Origin of the sequence: Pseudomonas sp. 24 E 13 (assembly GCF_900004715.1) — a bacterium.
GTDB lineage: Bacteria > Pseudomonadota > Gammaproteobacteria > Pseudomonadales > Pseudomonadaceae > Aquipseudomonas > Aquipseudomonas orientalis_A.
In genome coordinates this window covers 48,740-66,603 of sequence record NZ_CVTO01000145.1, presented here as the reverse complement: position 1 = coordinate 66,603, position 17,864 = coordinate 48,740, and the positions used below count along the sequence as shown (strand labels likewise).

Sequence of the window (17,864 nt, the reverse complement as noted above, 5' to 3'; positions counted from 1 at the left end):
CGGAGTGATCGTCATGCCTACCCGTCGCGTATCAACATTCAAAATGGATTTTGCACGCGCACACCACCCCTGGTTGCGCGGTTTCGTTCACTCAAGCCTGCTTGGCGCGCTCAGCCTGGTCAGCCCGGGCATTGCTATTGCGCAAAGCGCTACGGCCACGCCCGGCGACGCCTATGTGTTCGACGACAACATGCTGTTCGGCGGCGGTTCGCTGGCACGCTTCAACAAGGTCAACGCCATCGAGCCAGGCCAATACCGGGTGGACTTGTTTATCAACGGCCGCTTTATCGACCGCGTCGACCTGCGCTTCGCCGACCAAGGCGCAGGCGATGTTCAGCCCTGTCTGCCCGTCGTGCTGCTGGAAAGCGGCGGCGTACTGAAAAGCGCCATCCAGTCGCCCGCGACCGCGCAGTGCCTGGTGCTCGGCAATGCCGTCGAGGGCGCATCGACCGCCTTCGATTTTGGGCGCATGCGCTTGGACTTGAAGGTGCCGCAGAGCCTGATGCAGAAAACACCAAGGGGCTACGTTGCTCCGCAGAACCTCGACGGCGGCGACACCATCGGCTTCGTCAACTACAGCGCCAGCCAGTACCACGTCACGCGCACCGGCAACTTCAGCGGCAGTTCCGACTCCAGTTACCTGGCCCTCAACAGCGGCTTGAACGTGGGGCTGTGGCGCCTGCGCCAACAAGGCAACTTGCGTTACGACACCGACAACGGCAGTCACTGGAACACCACGCGCACTTACGTCCAACGTGCGCTGCCCGGGCTGCAAGGCGAAATGACCGCAGGCCAGGGGTTTACCTCGGGTCGGTTCTTTTCCGGCATGAGCTACACCGGGGTGGAGATCGCTTCCGACGACCGTATGCTGCCGGAGTCTGTGCGCGGTTATGCGCCGACGGTCCGCGGGATTGCCAAGACCAACGCGCAGGTCATCGTGCGCCAGAACGGCAATGACATTTACCAGACCACCGTCGCGCCCGGTCCTTTCGAGATCAGCGACCTCTATTCCACCAGCTACAACGGCGACCTTGACGTCTCGGTGGTCGAGGCTGACGGCAGCGTCAGTCGTTTTACCGTACCGTTTTCGGCGGTGCCTGAATCGCTGCGTCCCGGCCTTTCGCGCTACAGCATGGCGCTGGGCCGCAGCCGTGACTTGGGCGACCACGACCCGTTCAGCGAGATGACCTACCAGCGCGGGCTGACCAACAGCGTGACCGCCAACAGCGGCTTGCGCCTCGCCGAGGGCTACCAGGCGATGGTGCTGGGCGGCGTCTACGCCAGCAGCCTCGGCGCGTTCGGGCTGGACACCACCTACTCGCGCGCCAACCTGCCGAACGAAGGCAAGCTCGATGGCTGGATGGCGCGGCTGTCTTACAGCCGCACGTTCCAGCCGACCAACACCACCTTGTCGATTGCCGGGTACCGCTATTCCACAGAAGGCTATCGCGACCTCGGCGACGTGCTGGGTGTGCGCGAGTCGCTGCGCAACAACCAGACCTGGGAGTCGACGAGCTACATGCAACGCTCGCGCTTCGAGGTGTCGATCAATCAGAACCTAAAAGAATACGGCAGCGTGTTTTTATCCGGTTCGACCCAGGACTATCGCAGTGGCCGCGAACGCGACACGCAGCTTCAATTTGGCTGGGCCAACACCTTGCGCAACAACGTCAGCGTCAACCTCTCGGTGTCGCGCCAGAGCACCGGCAGCTACCTGAACCGGCGCAGCGGTAACTACAACGATCAATTGGCCAACGCTGTGGCAAACAATGGCGTGGGCACCACGCGCACCGCCGGTACCCAGGAGACCGTCACTCTGCTCTCGGTGTCGTTCCCGCTGGGCAGCCCGGCCCGTGCGAACGTGCCGTCGCTGAGCAGCTCGGTGACGCACAGTTCCAGGTCAGGCGACCTTTACCAGACCTCGCTATCAGGCACCCAGGGCGCCGACCAGACCTTGAGCTACAGCGTGGACGTGTCCCGCGATGCCGATCAAAAGCAGAACGTGTGGAGCGCCAACGTTCAAAAATACCTGCCCAACACCTCGATCAGCGCCAGCGCGTCCAAGGGGCAGGATTATTGGCAAGCCTCCGGCAGCGCGCGCGGGGCCCTGGCCGTGCACGGCGGCGGGGTGACTTTCGGGCCGTACCTGGGCGATACCTTTGCCTTGATCGAAGCCAAAGGCGCCAGCGGGGCAAAAGTCATGAACGGCATGGGTGCAACCATCGACAGCGACGGCTACGCGCTGGTGCCGTCGCTAACCCCTTACCGCTACAACACCGTGGCCATCAACCCCGAGGGTATGAGCGAAAAAGCCGAACTGGATGACGGCCAGCGCCGCGTCGCACCGTATGCCGGCGCCGCGGTGAAGGTTGAGTTCAGGACCCGTGTCGGCAACGCCATTCTGGTCAAGGCCGTGCGCCCAGACGGTGAGGCCGTGCCTATGGGCGCCGATGTACTGGACGAAAACGGCAGCGTGATCGGCATGGTTGGCCAAGGCAGCCAGGCGTACCTGCGCACCGAAAAACTCAAGGGCCGCCTGACCGTGCGTTGGGGCGAGGGCGCAGACGAACAGTGCCGGATGCAGTTCGACCTGGCGCGACAGGATGTCAGTCAAGCCCTGATCAAACTCAACAGCGATTGCCGTCGCCCCTGAACCTCTTTGAAATCGGAGCTCCCCATGACTCTTGCTCGCACACTGTTCACTGTGCTTCTAGTTCTCGGCGCCACGCTGGGCGCAAACGCCGAGGCAACCTGCAGACGCGTCTACAACGGCAGTCAGGTCTACGACGGCAACTCGGCGCAACTGACCTTTGGCCGGGTCAACCTCACATCAACCTACCTGCAACCGGTCGGCACGCAGCTGGGTTCGGTGGTGATCTCACCCGCAACGGCACCCGGGCTCACGAGCGAGACGGTGCTGTGGGAGTGCGATGTGAGTGACGCTGACAGTATTTACGAGGTGTTCGCCACCAACGGTGACGACCGGGTGGGCGGCTACTGGGAAATCGGCAATGGTTCAGGGGCTTCGGTCAACGATGGGTTGCCCGGTTACTACGCCACTTGGTTCCCCTATGTCGGGATCAAACTGACGCACCTGAACTCCGGCAAGGTGTTCACACGCTATTGGCAGGACGCCAAAATTACCCAGTACGACACGGTCGGCAGCAAGATCCAGATCAAAGCCAAACACTTGAGCATGATCCAGGGCGACCTGGCTCGCGTGTCCAGCCTGCCGCCTGCGTCGGGCTCGGGAAGTAACTATTGCGGCGGCCAGGCGGCCTCCAGTGGCAGCGGCACCTACAGCTACACGTGTACCCAGCCCAATGGCTATGTGCAGTTTCGCGGTGGCGGCATCGCCTCGGACCCCATTGGCTCGGACTCCAATAACCACTACAACTTCTGGGGCGCGGCCAACGGCATCGCGTTTGGCATGCGCTCCGCGTCTTCGATCAGCTACACCGCCACCTGCGTGGCCCGCAACGTCACGCCGGTGGTGAGTTTCTTGCCGATCACCGCAACTGAACTGAACCAGGGCATGACGCGCAGCAGTGACTTCACTATCGGCCTGGAATGCAGCAACACCGCAAGCTCCGGCACTGCCAACAACCAGACTGCATTGGGTATTCAAGTGGCCTACAGCGCGTATACCCAGGCCCAGTCGCTGGGACTGTTGACGGGTGGCGGCGGGGTTACCTACCTGGTATCCAACGGCTACGGTACCGACCCTTCGGTCGCGACCGGCGTGGGGATCAGCTTGCGCAACGCCAGCAACGGCAACGCGATGAATTTCCTCGGATGGTCAGGCACCGGCACGGGCGCCACCGGTGGCTGGTACCCGGTGCTGGCGGGCGCCAGCAATGCCGGCGGCAATACGTCCGGCTACACCAGCTACCTGCAGACGATCACCGCGACCCTCAGTACTTTGCCAGGCGCAACGGCCAAGCCGGGCAGGGTGAACGCCACCGCTTACGTCCTGGTGAAGGTGCAATGATCAAGTTGATGTTCTACGCAGTGCTGGTGTGGGCATGCTTTGCGATGAGCGCGTCCTCCATTTCGCGTGCCGGCGTGATGCCCGAGCAGACCCGGTTGATTTTCCATGAGGGCCAGACCCAACGCTCGTTGATGCTCGCCAATACCAACCCGTATCCGGTGGTGGTGCAAACCTGGGTCGACGACGGCGAAGGCAATCGTGCGCCGGAAAACTCAACCTCGGCGATGATCGCGCTGCCCTCGGTATTTCGTCTGCAACCTCAAGCGTTGCAGGGCCTGCGCATTGTTTACGACGGCAGCGCGTTGCCCAAGGACCGCGAGTCGGTGAGCTGGCTGAACCTGTACGAAATCCCGCCGGCTAAGACCGATGCGCCGGCGCTGCCTACGCGCATTGCCGTAGCGATGAACACCCAAATGAAAATTTTCTACCGTCCCGCTCACCTGCCCAGCCAACCGGAAAGCATGGCGAGTAGCCTGACGTTTCGGATTGAACAGCAGGCCGGTGCCTGGGTGCTGGTATGCCATAACCCAAGCCCCTATCACGCTTCGTTTTCTTCTTTACGCGTGAGTGCCACAGGACATGAATATCCTGTGGCAAAGGCACTCGACATGATGACCCCACCTTTGAGCGAGAAAACCTACCCACTGGGCCATTTCACCGATGACGCAAGGGCCAGCGTGCCCGTCAACTACACGCTAATCGATGATGACGGCCATTATCTGGATGGTCACGCAACCGCCTACGTGCACCGAGCGCAGTAATGGACATGGCGAGATTCGCTCCCCTGTGGTGGCGTCACCACCGCGCATCCCACCGTTTTATGAGCAAAAAAAAGCCCGCTATCAGCGGGCTTTTTTCTGAAATGACTACCTAACCCCAGGGGCTGGTCGAACCATTTCTTTGTGAAACGTCGCAACTATTCTGTGAACCTGCACCTGATGTAGGTTCACAAAATAGGTGATTTGGGAGCCCAAGCAAACGTTGGCAGAAAATCATCTTTTTTGTGAGTCCGCCGGCTCGGATTCACAAAAAAAATGAGAAAGGCCTACTCGCCTCACAGAATAAATGCGTTCCAATGGAAACGTTCTCACTTCAGCCGCTCAACCGTCCATCCATGGGGTTTATGTATATAAAGAAAGGAAAAGTAAATTCGAGGGTGGAGCGAGCATGCCGGTGTTGCCGTAAAAGTGAATGCCATGCTACTCAAGCTTTCGAGCTTGGTCCCCCAAACCTACGGTGGCGGGATAGGGCAGCAGAGACCTTTGAGACCCAGCCTATCTTTCAGACTTAGGCTTTTATTGAGCCCAAGGAGACAAATCCTTCTTCTATGATGGGTACCTCTGGCCCAGGACAGCATCAACGATCAGCTCGGGACTTAGGGTTCTGAACCGCTTCAAGCTCCTCAACCACTCCCAAAGGCCTTCAAAGCCAAAACGAGCTAGAGGACTCTACCGTCGTCTAGACTGGACTAACGTCCAGCCTTGGTTGATATGGTTTCTAATCGTATTCAATCACCCGCTGATTCGATTAATGACAGAGACAATTGATATCAATATTCACCATCGCCGTCTGCGCAGTTTTCGAGAAGAGTCCCATCGCTAAGGAGTGCCTCTATGAAATCTATGCTTGTGTTGATCCCGTTACTGACGGGTTGTTCGGGAGCCGTGTACACCGTGCCAAATCCCAAGATAGACGCTGACGGTCGAATCAAAGGTGTGCTTGTGTATGGGTACCAGGTCGTAGACAAGAAGACCTCGCTAGATCGGATTCGTAATCCAAAGACTGGCGAGATAACCCATTCTGCCTACAAGAAAAAAGGTACGTCCGAATATTGCGAGCCCGACGCAAGAGTTGACAGGGTCGCAGTTGCTGACTACTCGAAACCATACGCTGTCCAGTACGATCAGGCCTGGTTCGAGGCCGCGAAGTTCAGCGTCACTCTTGATAAGGGGATGCTTGCCTCGGTCGGCACAGAGTCCACGCCAGGGCCTAAGACTGCCGTTGAATCGCTACAGGCGTTGGCCTCGCTGCGCGAAGATGTGTTGAATGGATATGTTGTAGCATCGAGCAAGGCAACCAACCAAACGATGCTCGAAAACTTTGAAGGAGTGGAGTCAGCAGAAACGCCTATCCGATGTTCCTCATCAGAATAGAGCTTTTTTCCTCGATATTAGGTTGCCTCTAGAGAGTTACTGGAGCTAAGGGCGAGATTTCACTGACTCTGTCTGACTTCTAGCGAATCATTTAGCGAATCATTGTCTGTGCTGGATTTGTGCAGCTTTAGAGATGAATTACTCTTGCCTCGGCACGTATACCAATTCGGCGCTGCGTCAACACTGTCACCTAATTCAGAATGTTCAGGTCGATGGTAGTGATTCGTTTCGCCCAATTTAGCCCCTCGAGAACAATGACCAGTTAACCCTGGGCAGCAGCGCTGGTCATTTCGTAAATACTCACGCTAGGGACAACTTCTCGCGATTAAGGCCCCCTGCTTTCTTCCAGGCTTCGAATCGATGAGTTGCCGCACCGAAACTGATCTCCATTTCAGCACCAATGGCGTACCGACTTTTCCCCGCATCGAAAAGCCGGTAGCACACTTCCACGCCACGGTCGGATAGTTTTCCGTTCTCAAGCTTATTCCTTGGGTCACGGGGATCAATCTCCGGACCATCAGATGTGTCCGGTACGGGGGCCAACAGAGATTTCAAGTTGGCAAATCCGGTCATCACACGTTCAAGTCCTGCGGTGATGTTGTCGATGGCTTCACCAACAGCTTTTGGGTCGTAGTGGTTCGTGTTCATTTTTTTTTGCTCTTTATGTAGGTAGGTAACTTAAGGAAGGTAATTTATAGCCGATCAGTTGGTTTCGTGCAATGACTATTTGTAACCTACCTACAGAAAGCATTTTCGGACCTCTAGCAAATAGGCGAACATCTGCCTCTGAGGATTTCTTGCCAAGGCGCTCATCTGCTTGGTGCCGTACCTGATGCATCAGTACAACTGGATTCGACTGCACCAGTTTAACGATGGGTTGGCCCCAGCTCAGGCGGAGAAAAAATTTAACGTCGGGTCCGGGAATAGTTGGCAACTACTTAGCGCTCACCATCGTGTTTCGTGCCGTAGCGCCCAATGAGCTTGGAGCTCGGCGAATTGAAGCTGGCTGCCCGCTTTAGATCAAATTGCAAGCGGTTGATAGAACAGATCTAGGCGCTCCTATCCGGCGTTGCTATGGCGGATGATTCGGCTTTGAGCCTCTCAAGCTCTGTATTTGCCGCTGCCAACCGTGCAAAATAATCCTGTTCAGCTGATTTTTGTTGCACTTGGCGCCATTCACGGAAGCTACCAGTCAGCCGTAGGATGTTTTGTTCCAATTCTTCCAGAAAGCAAAGGCCATCCTTTTTCGGCCATGACATTTTTCGTCCCAGCAGCTGTGCTTCCATCACTGCAAGCAAAGAGTCAGGTGGCGACATGACCGCTGACGTGTCAATACCTGGGACCAAGCTCGGGTCTGGCGTCGGAAAAAAGCTACTTTCAAGCAAAGCACCGGCGAGCTGCTGCAACGTCAATCTTTCAAATCGAATTCGTGATCGCAAACGAAATGGCCAGTCTCCTGAACCACTTCCGGGTATCTGAATGGATGCTCCGTCTGCAATCTCAAAGCTCACGTCTCCGATTCTTCCTCTAGTAAATGTCTCTCCAGAACAGTGAAAATCATACAAAGGTTTAGAGTCGCCACGCTGGTACGATTGAATGGCAAGCCCGGGCAAATATTCCAGGTAACCTACCACCCACCCGCCAGGATCCCAACCAAGGGTCAGATAAACTTGTTCAATCGCATGGACAGTCCCGCTGACTACCGTATCGCTTTCTTTAAGAGTGAGAACGGCAGGCTCACTAGCGCGGCTGACTGCACATAAATAAGCCCAAGGCCAGTAAGATGTTGAGGGCGCCAAAATCCTATCCTGTTCCCAAACGCCAGGACTCAGAATGTTTTCGTCGTAAGAAGCCCACACGCTGTAGGCATCGCGGAAAAACTGCTTGAGCTGGTGACGCTCAACGATGACTGCCAGCTCAGCCCTGAGCAGCTCCCACACAGCCTGGACGGGGGGAAATTGCTCTTCATCAATTTTCGCGGTAGCGCTGAAGAGGTTTGATCCCTCCGTAAGTTGACTGATAGCGCGAGCTCGCGCCATTCCGACCAGCTTTGCAGTTGCCAGCGCTAGTTTTAGATAGTTTTGGGGATGAGCGCACAGCCGCGGCTCGGCCGTACGTTTACTTTTGTTATTAGCCAGGATGCAAAAGGCGTTTAAGGCGTTCACCGGCGCATCCACGTTATGGGGGATGCCTGACTCGACCACGATTGCACTTTTCGTTACCTTCCGAGCCTTGGCTGCCGTAAGCATGATTCCCAAATTACGAGCTAGGGTCTTACGCTCATAAACGGGCATCACTCCCTTGTTCTCGTTGATTTTCTTCTCAATGATGAGTGCAAGGTATGCGCTGTTTTCCTGCGATGAATCGCCTTCCGAGACCATGTGTAGAGCTCCTGCGATTAATAATAAGGGTTACGGTTAGGCTGCTGCGCCCGGATATACCGCGCCCGGCTTGCACGAGCCCTAGAGACCTTCCCGGTTACAGGAGTCTGAACACGCAGCCAGATTTCGCCCCGATCATCGCGTTCGATACCAATGATTCGCCACACGCAGCCGAAATCAGTGCCTTTCAAATGCACCAGCATGCCGATGGTCAACGCGTACAAGGGGATTGGTGTTCCTTCGTTTAATCGTCTGCGCATTTTGTTCTCCTCAAAAATGGACATTTCGGAAGAAATTGTGGCGATCAAACAAAACGACATCTCTATGAAAATATTAGATTCATTAAAAAATCTACATAGATTAGCGCGTCATATTTACATAGATAATATTAAATTTCTTTCTATTTCAATGGCTTACCCACCGTCTGATTTAGGAGGTAGTGCGAACCAAGCTTTTGGTCCGCAGCTCATTGCTTGCCATTGAGTCAAGCATCGAGCTAATCTCTCGTGCACTCTGTGTTAGCAGAGGCCGGGCGTTTTCAAGCCCCAATGTCTGGCCTTTAGGCCCATGCCGAGCAGTAGTCCTCATCCAGTTGAGCTTCTGCATACGGACGACACCTTAGCTATCCGATTGGACGCAAGGAACACATCACGGCCCCACGCACTTTAGTGCTGCGTTGCCAAATAAAAAAGCTCATACGCATCTAAGGATCAGATAGCGTAATGGCACGCTTAGAGCTCGTGAGGCTCGATGCATTGTTGCCCACTGAGGCTTCAGCAGAGCAAACATACCGCCCCGACACTCATGACCTTGAGGGCAAGACTGGCAAGTAATAGCCAGGAATTGTGGTTTTGGCTTTGTGCATAGAGCCTTCCCATTTTCTGCCTCCCCCACCTTTCAGGTGAAGTACCCGAAACGGTGTTTGTGTGACCTTTAGACGGTCGAACAAGCGGCAGATCAATATCACCGCCGGCAATCAAGGCGCAAAATCAACTGAGGACGCACATAGGATTTGTGACGACTGCAGGCTTCACTAGGCGTGGCTTTGATGCACTGGAGCATTGGCCACAGCCGAAGCGCAAGCAATGTCACGGGGATAAACACCTGTGACGTATCTGGATCCTTCCATCGGTTGGACCAATAAACATTGGCTGAAACACGCCCGCAAAAGAAAGTTCTTCTATTGAGGATCTCTTATGCGCGGATTGCGTGGGCAACCTGATTGGCTGAAAAAGATTTTTCCTCCGATTGTGAAGGAAATTCTGCGTCTGATTTTTCGCAAGCTTGTTGAGTGGGCTTGGGAGAAAGTACGCGAGATGATCAGCTAACCCTCAAAAAGCGGCCCACTCGGTGAGCCGCTTCCGCCAATGTAAAGTTCATCACCTTTCTGATGGTCAGACGATCGCGACGGCTCTAGGCTAGTGCAAAGATGTCTGTTGACTGAAGCGTCAACCTTCCGCCTTCACTTCCCTCATTTCGAAATCAATTCGCTCATAAACAAGCCGTAGATACCAAACGAGGAGGCATGACCGGATGAGGAGTGCATACGCGACGAGTATTGCTCCAGCGCGCCAACAAAAAAGGCCAGCCCGCGTGGGGTGGCCTTTTTCCTAACGCGAAGCATCCTTCGCTAGTTAATCCAGCAACGGCAATCCTAGCTGACTTAAAAACTCATTGTGATTTTGCGTGGCGGTTTTGATGCTATTGTTAATATTTGACAACTCAGAGTGTATGACAGAAAGATCAATTTCCTCCTCAACTTTTGCTGTGCTTACATAACGCGAAATATTAAGATTGAAATTATTCCTCTCGATATCTTCCATACTTACGCGGCGCGAATAACGTGTTTCTTCTCTGCGGTAGCGATAGGTATCAATGATCTTCGCGATATGCTCTGGCAAAATTTGGTTCTGCCGCTTTCCTTTCTCAAAGTGTTCGGCAGCATTTATAAACAATACGTCATTGGGCTTCTTGCACTTTTTGAGTACAAGGATGCATACAGGTATACCCGTAGAAAAAAACAGATTGGCTGGTAACCCAATTACCGTGTCTATGTTGCCGTCCTTAAGCAGCTTGGTACGTATGCGCTCCTCGGCTCCGCCACGAAAAAGGACGCCATGCGGAAGAATTATCGCCATTACGCCATCTTGTTTCAGGAAGTGGAAGCCATGTAACAAGAACGCGAAATCCGCAGCCGATTTAGGCGCTTGGCCATAGTTCTTAAAACGTGTGTCCTCTCCCAATGCTTCGCTCGGCTCCCAGCGGTAGCTGAAGGGTGGATTGGCAACCACAGCATCGAATTTTGGCATCCTAGCCGGGTTGGTCTCGCGCAGCATGTCCCACTCGTTGAGCAGGGTATCACCATGAAAAATCTCGAATTCCGAATCCTTCATACCATGCAGCAACATGTTCATACGAGCCAGATTGTAGGTCGTGATGTTCTTTTCCTGACCATAGATCTTGCCAATGCCATGTGCCCCCATCCGATGACGAACGTTCAACAAAAGCGATCCAGAACCGCACGCAAAGTCGAGCACACTATCAAGATTGGAGCGTTGACCAGTCGCGGGTTCCTGACCGTCTAACGTCACAATTGCAGACAAAATGCTGGAAATAGGCTGTGGCGTATAAAACTCGCCTGCTTTTTTGCCCGATCCTGACGCAAACTGTCCTATTAGATACTCATAAGCATCTCCCAGGGTGTCACTATCGGTACTGAACTGACCTAATCCTTTAGAGATTTCCGCGATTATTTTGCAAAGGCGGGCGTTACGCTCGGGATAAGCCTTACCCAGCTTGTCCGACGCAAGGTTGATCTCCGAGAATAAACCTCTAAAAGTACTGGCAAAAGACTCTTCTTCAATGTACTTAAAGCCCGCCTGTAGAGTACTAAGGAGCTTCGCATCCTGCGTGCGCGCTAATTCAGCGATATTTCCCCACAAATACTGTGGCTCAATCACGTAATGAACCTTGCGACGCATCTGTTTTTCAAATTCAGGCACATCTTCAAAATTGCACTCATACCAACGCTGCAGCGGTGTAGAAACTGAATCGTCGACCTGCTGTGGGTAATCCTCCCCTAGCTCTTTCTGAGCGGCGGCCTCAAAGTTATCCGATAAATAGCGAAGGAAAAGAAAGGCCAGCATATAGTCACGGAAGTCATCCGCATTCATTGCACCGCGTAATTGGTCGGCAATAGCCCAGAGGGTTTTGCCAAGTTTCTGTTTTTCAGACTCGGTCATGGAGCACCTATAATCTCAGCCTCAGGAGCCTGAGGAAACAATTCGGGGTTAAAGGGGTAACGGCTCAGGAAGTCATTCAAAATCTTCCTAAAATAATCCTTGTTCTCATCAAGCATCTGCTGCGGTTCGTAAAGCGAGTAGTTACCGTGGCTTAGGATATTAATGAGACGAGCATGTAGTATTCCGTCCAAATCATCTTCCTCCTGTTTAATACAGGCAGAAAAGTTCTTATGGCCATGAAAACTTGCCGTTTTTTCTAAAATTGTACGTAGCATATTGAAGTGGTGAGTAAACAACCGATCTTCTCGTGCAGCTTGATAAAGCTCAGCCAACGCTGCCACATGGTGGAAAAATGGAGTATCGCCATCCTCCGGCCGCAGCAGATACCCACCGCCTATTGGATGCTTATTAACGACGTACTTGCGGGCCTTACCCATTTCGTTGCATAACACGTTGAAGAACAGCGTGTGATGAGTAGATATTACCGTTTTAAGCTTGTTATCCTGACGCTTAAGCAGTTGTGCTAAGTGGTTGGCAACAGCAATCGCATTGTGCTCATCCAATGAGGAGATCGGATCATCAATGTAAAGGTACTTTACCCACTGATACACCTCGATTTCTGGATCCATTGCCAGTTCGACCACCGCTAGGAAGAAACACCAGATAAATATGTTTTCTTCGCCACGAGAGACTTTAATATTGTCAATGATTTGACCGCCAACCACTCGCGAAAATCGTACAGCGCTTTCCACTGTATCAATGCGAAAATCGAAGTCCGCGTAACGCTGCAATAGCGGCCGGATACGGTTATCCATCTCCAGCTCAAATAAGCCCTGAAAAAAACGCGAAGTTTTATTTAGCAACAAACGACGATCTGCATCGCCCTCCAAGTCGTTATTCCAATGAAACAGATCTTCGGTAAAAGCATTGAAATACAGCGTATCGCGGGTCTCGTCTTGCTTGCCCTCATCCTTAAATGCCATAGATAGCCGGGTCTTGCCAGTGCCATTATACGCATACAGCAAAATTGCCTTTTTGGTTTCCAGCTCTGCGCGTAAATATTTCGCGAGGGTAGCCAAATCCGCTAGGGGCTGTCCTTGCTTCATGAAGCCACCTCATTGAGCGCAGGAAAAAGCTGCTGCATTAAACCTAGTTTATGGGCTTTGAGGCGTTCAATTCTTAGGAGCTGTGCAGAGATTTTCTCATCAAGTGACGTGAAACATGCAGCGATCCTTAATTGTTCAGCAATATCAGGAACCGGAATGATAACTTCATTCTTAAATGTGGTGGGATTGATATTTACCTGGCTGATACTTGGGCGTGCCAATGCTTTTATTTTTTTCTGATACTGCTGCGAATTTAATATAAAATTACAAAACTCTGGAATTATCTTATTTTTATCAAGACGATAAGCGACTATGTAAGATGCTGTAATACAGTCTATATCTCGATCAAATAATGATATTTTTCCTACAAGATCAGGACTATTGGTACGATTTAAAAGAATATCACCGCGAATGAGGCGAATTTTAGCAAAAGACTCATCGTCAAGATCGATATAGGCTAAGTTCGAAAATTTCAGCCCGCCATCCACCATATTCCCCATTCGGAGAACCGGATATTTTCCTGATTCCGATGTTGAGCTAGAGGTTCCATAAAATGACTTAACTACCAAACTTTCTAAAGGTTTTGTCTGCCACTCAGCAGCGTCCCGAAACTCTGGAAACCGTAAATTCGGCAACGATTCGCCATCCCGGGGAAATAGCTGCTGCATTAAACCATTTTTATGCTCCTTGATGGCTTCCAGCTTAAGAGTCTCTGCCCCAACCAGATCGTCTAGGGATGAAAGACAGTTGGCGATCTTATTTTGTTCCTCAATAGACGGTACGGGCAAACACAGCTCTGAAAATTGCTTATAGCTGACCATTTTACCGTCGCGGAGCCCCTCAAGATTTTTTATCATCTCACCGATAAATCGTTCAGTTTTCAGGTAGTGCCTGAAGTAATCTTCTGCGTGTCCTGATTTAAGTCGAAGAATTACATAAGCCGGGCTGCAGATTCCACGATATCGCGAAAATTCTATCCCGCCTTGAAACGAACGAAGGCTGATAACAAAGTTTCCAACCTCAACAACCTTATACCCTTCGATACTTTTATCAGCCACGGACACGTGATAATCAATCATTTCACGTGGAATAGCACCAAACTCCTGAGTTATCGCTAGCACAGGGAGATCGGAGTTGTGATTTTTGTTGCTGATTTGATCGAAAATCTCATCTCCAAATAAGCTAGCCCACTCGGCTTTGAATTCAGGGAAACGCAAGATCGGCTCCGAAGGAGATCTATAATTCCTACTCATATCATTTCGCTCCCAAGCCACGCAACAATGGCTTTAGACAGATTCCCCTTGCAATTTTTTGTATGCTCTAAGTGCGATGAGGCTAAAATTGTACGCAGAAAATTCACTCTATTTAGAAAAAAGGCAAGTGTATTGGCAAGCGGAGTGGGAGCAGAATCGTTCATAATGGAACCGGTTGCTGTAAAGTTTACGATTTTGGCTCTGTCCATATGCAGCCCTGATAATAAGAGGTTATCCGTCAATTCCCGTCCTCATATGCAGCTAGGCCAGCTATCTCTCTACCTTGAGCTAGCTGTTGCAGAAGCGGAGCCAAATCCTCCATCAGTGCCAACTCCTTCAATCGCCTACTTTTCCAATTGAGTCCGAGCGGTTCCAGAAAATCGGTGAGCTTTTCTCCGTCAAAGACCCGGCGACGTAGTATTTCATTGACGAATACTTGAAGTGTTTCTGGAGTTAACCCGTGCTTCTCAGCTATACCGACTAGCTCATTATCCTTCTTATCCGTCTTGAAGCGATCAAAGCCGCTGCGGATTTGTGCCTCGTTCAATGCCTCATTCATAGGCAAGCCACGAATGTATTCAGCAATGTCCTCGCGCTCGTCAACAAATTTGGCATCCGATTGAATAAGGCCAATGAGCTGTTCCCGATTCATCGTGAGTTTGCCAGGCTTTTCCTGGGTCAGCTTCGCAATTAACCCCATAATGTAGTCATAGTCGATAACAGCAGAAGCAAAAAGCACGAATTCGAAATCCAGTTGCTGCACTTCTGGAGGTGCTTGCTCACGATCCTGTTGCTCTTTCAAGCGCTTGGCGGTTTCCAGATATACGCCTTTAAAAGACTGCAGCCTATCGGGAGGGATAATTTGGTTAATTTGCGAAAATTGTTCTTTTGAAAGGTCAGTATATTGATCGAGTTGGGTTTTGAGACGCTGTACGTCTTTAAATAAGTTGACGAACTGCGCCCGAGCGACATCGCCTTTAAGACTAGCGACGTTCTCCGGAGCATATGCTACTCCTTGTGACTGCATGAATTTAGCAAGCTTGTCATTGGCCATCCGCAGATTATCTATCACCTTAGGCGCAGCATCCACCAGCCAGATTTCACGCGCGTTATCTATCTTCTCGCCCGAAAAGAGCGCTATTGCTTCTTCAACAGGCTTTTGTTGCTGGCGAAAGTCTAGGATGTTGCCGTATGGCTTGCTATCATTTAGCACACGGTTAGTACGAGAAAATGCTTGGATGAGCCCGTGGTACTTAAGGTTCTTGTCCACATATAATGTGTTGAGATACTTGGAGTCAAAACCGGTGAGCAACATATCAACTACGATTGTAATATCGATCTTCTGAGTGGCAGGTAGATCAGTATTTGGGTACTGCTGGTCCTTGATACGCTTTTGCACATCCTGATAGTAAGAATCGAACTCGCTAATGCGGTGATCTGTGCCAAAACGCGCATTGTAGTCAGCAATAATTCGGGTAAGCGCGGCCTTCTTACCCTCAGGATCTTTTTGGTTATCTTCCTTTTCTTGAGGAAGATCTTCCTGTATCTGCTGAACGTCTTTGTTGCCGTCGGCGGGCGGAGAAAAAACGCAGGCTACATTTAGCGCGCGGAAGTCAGGGTCTTTCTTCGTTTGTTCGCTTTGAACGCTGCGAAATAACTCAAAGTATTCAATAGCATCATTGATACTAGCAGTAGCCAACAAAGCATTAAACTTTCGGCCGTTGGTGGCAGCATCGTGTTTGCTCAAGATAGTCTCAATAACTTTATCCTTGGGCAGACCTTCGCCTGGTTTTGGAGGATTTTTTCCTTCAGGCTTGAAGAAATCTATATGAAACTTCAGTACGTTCTGATCATCAATGGCATGGGTGATAGTGTATTCATGCAGGCAACGCTGAAACAGATCGTCGGTTGTACGGTAACTTGCCTGCTGGCCTTCAATCTGCTGGGCACTGGCGTTCTGCTCGAAGATCGGCGTTCCCGTGAAGCCAAAGAGCTGGGCCCTAGGGAAAAACTCCTTGATTGCCTTGTGATTCTCACCAAATTGCGAGCGATGACATTCATCAAAAATAAATACCATACGAGCTTCGCGTAATGGCTCCAAGCGCTCCTTATAGTTACGCTTGTTAGTACCGTCTAGGGCCAACCCTAGTTTTTGAATGGTAGTAACGATTACCTTGTCAGCATAATCATCGGACAGCAAGCGCCTTACTAAGGCCTCAGTATTGGTGTTCTCTTCGACACAGCCTTCTTGGAATCGGTTGAACTCCTCGCGGGTCTGGCGATCGAGATCCTTTCTGTCCACCACAAACAGACACTTATCGATGTCAGGATTGTCCTTGAGCAGAGTAGATGCTTTAAAAGAAGTTAAAGTCTTCCCTGAGCCCGTTGTATGCCAGATATACCCATTACCACAGTTTTGGTGAATACAGTCCACAATGGCATTGACGGCATATATTTGATATGGACGCATCATTAGTAGCCTTTGCTCACTCGCCACCAAGACCATATAGCGACTAATCATCTGGCCCAGCGTGCACTTGGCGAGAAACTTCTCGGCGAAACTGTCTAACTGAGTAATCGGCCTGTTGTCTTCACCAGCAAATTGATAAACGGGTAAGAAGCGCTCGTCAGTGTTAAAACTGAAGTGCCTTGCGTTGTTGTTAGCGAAATACTGGGTAGAAGTTTGGTTGCTGACAACGAATAACTGCAAGAAGCATAGAAGTGTCTTTCCGTAGCCATTCCCCGGATCACTCTTGTAATCAACAATCTGTTGCATGGCACGTCGAGGGCTGATCTTCAGCGCTTTCAACTCAATTTGCACCACTGGGATGCCATTGATGAGCAGGATTACGTCGTAGCGCTGATGACTGCTGTCAGTGTTCATCCGCAACTGGTTGATAACCTCAAAGTCGTTCTTACACCAGTCACGGATGTTGACTAAGGTATAGTTCAGAGGAGTACCGTCATCTCGCTCGAAAGCGTTTATATTGCGCAGGGTTTGTGCGGCATTATACGCATCGGGCGTTACTATGCTGTCCAGCAGACGTCGGAATTCGCTATCCGTCAGATGAACTCGGTTAAGACTTTCAAATTTTTCTCGAAAGTTTTTTTCAAGAGTATCCCGGCCCCTAATATCAGTGCGAAGTGTGTATTTGAGGTCAGTCAGCTTGGCGATGAGTGCCTGTTCAATATGGTGTTCGGAGGTGCTCACTCAATTATTCCTGTCATCGGTATGCCACTTGGCGGCATTGAAGAGGTAAGAGCTTTGGTAGCGGCGGTCTCACGCGGCTATCGCGAAGCAGCATCTACGCACTACTTTTAGCCAAAAACCCCAGACCAGCGAGCTTACTTAAGGTATTCCTTGCCTTTGGGCTGAGGCTGAGGCTCACAAAATTGAGACAGTATAACCGGCCTAAGCCACATCATTTCACCGAATACTCAATAACCTGCCTAGGTATTCCCTGACTCCGTCCTTGACAACCTGGACCGAGTCGCTCAATTACTCTGCCGGCTAGAGGGCATTTTTGACAGACATATCGCGCAAAACCAAATTCCAACGTCATCTATTATCAAGGGATCGAGCGGAATTTGGTCGCTAGCCGCCCATGACTCTTGAGACCACCCGAATAGCGGAGGCAGTTTTTCGGGTTCAGATGAGTAAATGCAGAAATTTGCCGATACGGTCACTGCCCCAGCTTCTGAGAACCGGGTGAGGACCGGTGGGCTAATCATAGGGAC

General features: G+C 51.5%; 12 protein-coding genes. 6 read left to right on the top strand and 6 right to left on the bottom strand.

Features of this window, described 5'->3' with window-relative positions; genetic code table 11:
• The first annotated feature begins 13 nt into the window (after nucleotides 1-13).
• The 4 genes from BFP90_RS20195 to BFP90_RS20180 all read left to right on the top strand — a co-directional run bounded on the left by BFP90_RS20195 (nucleotide 14) and on the right by BFP90_RS20180 (nucleotide 6,144).
• Nucleotides 14-2,653, top strand: a complete 2,640-nt coding sequence (locus tag BFP90_RS20195) for a fimbria/pilus outer membrane usher protein (protein ID WP_256097491.1) — start codon at nucleotides 14-16, stop codon at nucleotides 2,651-2,653.
• 24 nt (nucleotides 2,654-2,677) lie between these two features.
• Nucleotides 2,678-3,991 carry a fimbrial protein gene (locus BFP90_RS20190; protein ID WP_065897822.1) on the top strand — a complete coding sequence of 438 codons (1,314 nt, stop codon included), beginning with the start codon at nucleotides 2,678-2,680 and terminating at the stop codon, nucleotides 3,989-3,991.
• On the top strand, nucleotides 3,988-4,752 hold the full coding sequence (locus tag BFP90_RS20185; RefSeq protein WP_083203288.1) for a fimbrial biogenesis chaperone: 765 nt from the start codon (nucleotides 3,988-3,990) through the stop codon (nucleotides 4,750-4,752). Before BFP90_RS20190 ends, BFP90_RS20185 begins: the two co-directional genes overlap by 4 nt.
• 852 nt (nucleotides 4,753-5,604) lie before the next feature.
• A complete protein-coding gene (locus BFP90_RS20180; RefSeq protein WP_065897821.1) occupies nucleotides 5,605-6,144 on the top strand; it encodes a hypothetical protein in 540 nt (179 codons plus the stop codon).
• 300 nt (nucleotides 6,145-6,444) lie between these two features.
• On the opposite strand, the gene BFP90_RS20175 is transcribed toward BFP90_RS20180, so the two are convergent.
• Together BFP90_RS20175 and BFP90_RS20170 are read right to left on the bottom strand one after the other, a co-directional pair.
• Nucleotides 6,445-6,792, bottom strand: a complete 348-nt coding sequence (locus BFP90_RS20175; protein ID WP_065897820.1) for a hypothetical protein — start codon at nucleotides 6,790-6,792, stop codon at nucleotides 6,445-6,447.
• 401 nt (nucleotides 6,793-7,193) lie between these two features.
• Entirely contained in the window at nucleotides 7,194-8,525 is a 1,332-nt protein-coding gene (locus BFP90_RS20170; RefSeq protein WP_065897819.1) for a hypothetical protein, read from the bottom strand.
• Nucleotides 8,526-8,726: 201 nt separating this feature from the next.
• Between BFP90_RS20170 and BFP90_RS28475 the strand changes: the two genes are divergently transcribed.
• Both BFP90_RS28475 and BFP90_RS29285 read left to right on the top strand, forming a co-directional pair.
• Nucleotides 8,727-9,008, top strand: a complete 282-nt coding sequence (locus BFP90_RS28475) for a hypothetical protein (RefSeq protein WP_141688989.1) — start codon at nucleotides 8,727-8,729, stop codon at nucleotides 9,006-9,008.
• A 713-nt stretch (nucleotides 9,009-9,721) separates the two neighbouring features.
• Nucleotides 9,722-9,853: a hypothetical protein gene (locus tag BFP90_RS29285; protein ID WP_256097490.1), complete on the top strand. Its 132-nt coding sequence runs from the start codon at nucleotides 9,722-9,724 to the stop codon at nucleotides 9,851-9,853.
• A 306-nt stretch (nucleotides 9,854-10,159) separates the two neighbouring features.
• On the opposite strand, the gene BFP90_RS20160 is transcribed toward BFP90_RS29285, so the two are convergent.
• The 4 genes from BFP90_RS20160 to BFP90_RS20145 all read right to left on the bottom strand — a co-directional run bounded on the left by BFP90_RS20160 (nucleotide 10,160) and on the right by BFP90_RS20145 (nucleotide 17,337).
• Nucleotides 10,160-11,767, bottom strand: coding sequence for a type I restriction-modification system subunit M (locus BFP90_RS20160; protein WP_065897817.1), 1,608 nt, complete (start codon nucleotides 11,765-11,767; stop codon nucleotides 10,160-10,162).
• A complete protein-coding gene (locus BFP90_RS20155) occupies nucleotides 11,764-12,873 on the bottom strand; it encodes an AAA family ATPase (RefSeq protein ID WP_065897816.1) in 1,110 nt (369 codons plus the stop codon). Before BFP90_RS20155 ends, BFP90_RS20160 begins: the two co-directional genes overlap by 4 nt.
• Nucleotides 12,870-14,090: a restriction endonuclease subunit S gene (locus tag BFP90_RS20150; RefSeq protein WP_250605560.1), complete on the bottom strand. Its 1,221-nt coding sequence runs from the start codon at nucleotides 14,088-14,090 to the stop codon at nucleotides 12,870-12,872. The genes BFP90_RS20155 and BFP90_RS20150 overlap by 4 nt, the downstream gene beginning before the upstream one ends.
• A 274-nt stretch (nucleotides 14,091-14,364) precedes the next feature.
• Nucleotides 14,365-17,337, bottom strand: a complete 2,973-nt coding sequence (locus BFP90_RS20145) for a type I restriction endonuclease subunit R (RefSeq protein ID WP_065897814.1) — start codon at nucleotides 17,335-17,337, stop codon at nucleotides 14,365-14,367.
• Nucleotides 17,338-17,864: the final 527 nt, after the last annotated feature.

What these genes read in the sequence shown, in the direction of transcription:
- BFP90_RS28475 (WP_141688989.1), top strand. Translation starts at nt 8,727, where the DNA reads ATGCCGATGGTCAACGCGTACAAGGGGATTGGTGTTCCTTCGTTTAAT.
- BFP90_RS20160 (WP_065897817.1), bottom strand. Translation starts at nt 11,767, where the DNA reads ATGACCGAGTCTGAAAAACAGAAACTTGGCAAAACCCTCTGGGCTATT.
- BFP90_RS29285 (WP_256097490.1), top strand. Translation starts at nt 9,722, where the DNA reads ATGCGCGGATTGCGTGGGCAACCTGATTGGCTGAAAAAGATTTTTCCT.
- BFP90_RS20190 (WP_065897822.1), top strand. Translation starts at nt 2,678, where the DNA reads ATGACTCTTGCTCGCACACTGTTCACTGTGCTTCTAGTTCTCGGCGCC.
- BFP90_RS20175 (WP_065897820.1), bottom strand. Translation starts at nt 6,792, where the DNA reads ATGAACACGAACCACTACGACCCAAAAGCTGTTGGTGAAGCCATCGAC.
- BFP90_RS20185 (WP_083203288.1), top strand. Translation starts at nt 3,988, where the DNA reads ATGATCAAGTTGATGTTCTACGCAGTGCTGGTGTGGGCATGCTTTGCG.
- BFP90_RS20180 (WP_065897821.1), top strand. Translation starts at nt 5,605, where the DNA reads ATGAAATCTATGCTTGTGTTGATCCCGTTACTGACGGGTTGTTCGGGA.
- BFP90_RS20195 (WP_256097491.1), top strand. Translation starts at nt 14, where the DNA reads ATGCCTACCCGTCGCGTATCAACATTCAAAATGGATTTTGCACGCGCA.
- BFP90_RS20170 (WP_065897819.1), bottom strand. Translation starts at nt 8,525, where the DNA reads ATGGTCTCGGAAGGCGATTCATCGCAGGAAAACAGCGCATACCTTGCA.
- BFP90_RS20155 (WP_065897816.1), bottom strand. Translation starts at nt 12,873, where the DNA reads ATGAAGCAAGGACAGCCCCTAGCGGATTTGGCTACCCTCGCGAAATAT.